This is a genomic window from Stieleria sp. (assembly GCF_041595215.1).
Classification (GTDB): domain Bacteria; phylum Planctomycetota; class Planctomycetia; order Pirellulales; family Pirellulaceae; genus Stieleria; species Stieleria magnilauensis.
The window spans coordinates 1-1960 of the sequence record NZ_JBFHKV010001348.1; the positions used below are offsets into that span (position 1 = coordinate 1).

The following is a 1960-nucleotide window of genomic DNA, read 5'->3' on the forward strand; positions in this document are numbered from 1 at the left end:
CTATGCCGCATTGGAGCGAGGCACCGGAGTCCGCAAGGACGACCCGCGTAGTGACGTCTTCTTCGCCGGCAACATGCTCTTTCACATGCTGGCCGGTGAGCCGGCGCTGACCGAAACACGCGACCGGCTTGCCCGTCTGAATGTGTCGCGGTTTCAAGAAATCAAACCGATCAGCCAGTACGTTCCCGACATCCCGGGGGTCGTCACCCAGCTGCTCGGTAAGATGATGGAGTTCAATCCACAGCAGAGAATCCAATCGTCAGCCGCGCTGCAGGCCGAGATCCGCAAGGTGATGGACATCCTGGAAAAGGGGCCGAGCAAATCGAGTGCGGACGGGGCAACGCCCGGCGCCGGTGAACATTACGACGATGACGATGCGCCGACCGATGAGGGCGAAGGTTACGTGGTGATGTTGGTCGAATCCAAGGCGGCGCTACAGAATGCGATCCGCGAACGGCTCAAGTCGCGCGGCTACCGTGTGCTGATCACGCAGGACCCCAATCGTGCGTTGTCGCGTTTCGAACCCGGCGACGACCCCCCGGCGGACTGTGTGATTTTCAGCGCCGCGGAGTTAGGGGCGTTGGCGCTGGAGGCTTACAACAGATTCGCCAGCGATGAACACACCAGCGAAATCCCTGCGATTCTGTTGGTGGACCGACGTCAGGCACGCATCATTTCGGAAGCCCGCCGCGGTCCCCGTCGGCAACTGTTGGCGTTGCCGTTGAAAGTCAGGGAGCTCCGGGCGGGATTAATCAAAGTGCTCGCCGGCACCCAACGTCGCCCGGCGGGCACGTATTAGGCGTCTTTCTCGACCCAGACCGGTTCGGGCTGGATCGTGTCTGCAACGGGCGATCCCTGGTCCTTTCGTCCGCTGCCTTCCAGACGGCTGATCAATTTGACACTCATGTCATGATCGCACTGGATTTGACAGCTAAGTCGAACGCCCTCGTCGCTGATTTCTCGCGCGGCGAGGGTGTCCCGTTCTGCCGCCGTCATTTTTGGGGGTTCGCCGTCGGTGAACTGGACCCGACAGGTGGTGCATCTCGCCATTCCCCCACAAGCGTGTAATTGATCCGTCCCCGCGTCTTCGACGAGTGCTTGGACCAATCGTTTTCCCTCGGCGACTTCAAAAGAACCCACACCCTCGACAGTTAATTTCGGCATTCGTTTCCACTCGTTGAAAGTTTATGAAGAATCTTGGTCTGAACCGGCATTCGGGCCGCGGTTGGCATCGCAACCGAGCAGCCTAGCGGTAGAATAGCGGGTTGGCCAACGTTTTTAAAAGTCGCACAGCAGAGATTACCGGCCAGGACAGAGATCACCGGCCTGGACAGCGGCAGATCGAAAAAAGGAACCTAGTTTGAGTATGGAATTGATCACGGAGAATTTGCCGGCAGCGTTTGGATTGTTGCTCGGCGAAGCCGTTTCGCGGCTGGTGGACGATCACGATCAATCGCTGGACAAGCGGGCGGCGATGCTGCGAGTCGAGACGCCCAAATTTTCTCAAAGCGACGGCAAGATGTGCTTTGAGTTTCGGATGCGTCCCGGACGAAAACTTCCTTATCTGGTGAACTTGGAAATCGAACCGGACGTGGACGAGGACGACGGCGACGCGATCGAGTCGCCGTTGGACCTGTCGCTTCGCGCTTCGGTGACCTGCGCCTGTGCCGAATACGAACGCGCCGAATCGCGGATGAATGGACGGGGCCGATGCAGTTGCACCCTGGCGGTCGCCTGGTGGGTGCACGAGCAAATCTCCCGACGCAACAGCGAAGAGGTGCTGCTGTTCTTAAGCGACTTGAAAACCGACACCGTCGCTGCCGGCCGTGACGTGGTCAGCCAACTGCTGAAACTGACCGACGAAGCGCACGCAAAAGAAGAAGACACGTCGACGCGGGTGCAATGGCGGATCAAGATTTCGAACAACCAACTGTACGGCCCGGTCAGCATCAATCCGTTC

1 protein-coding gene and 2 pseudogenes are annotated in these 1960 nt (G+C 59.0%); 2 read left to right on the top strand and 1 reads right to left on the bottom strand.

Annotated features, from left to right (window positions below; genetic code table 11):
- Positions 1–799: pseudogene (locus tag ABX749_RS31170) on the top strand (serine/threonine protein kinase); the annotation flags it as partial.
- Here ABX749_RS31170 and ABX749_RS31175 read toward each other — a convergent pair.
- Positions 796–1164, bottom strand: a complete 369-nt coding sequence (locus ABX749_RS31175) for a 2Fe-2S iron-sulfur cluster-binding protein (RefSeq protein WP_372899469.1) — start codon at positions 1162–1164, stop codon at positions 796–798. The pseudogene ABX749_RS31170 and the gene ABX749_RS31175 sit on opposite strands and share 4 nt — an antisense overlap.
- A 202-nt stretch (positions 1165–1366) precedes the next feature.
- On the opposite strand from ABX749_RS31175, the pseudogene ABX749_RS31180 reads away from it, so the two are divergent.
- Positions 1367–1960, top strand: a pseudogene (locus ABX749_RS31180) (ATP-dependent helicase); the annotation flags it as partial.

What these genes read in the sequence shown, in the direction of transcription:
- ABX749_RS31175 (WP_372899469.1), bottom strand. Translation starts at nt 1,164, where the DNA reads ATGCCGAAATTAACTGTCGAGGGTGTGGGTTCTTTTGAAGTCGCCGAG.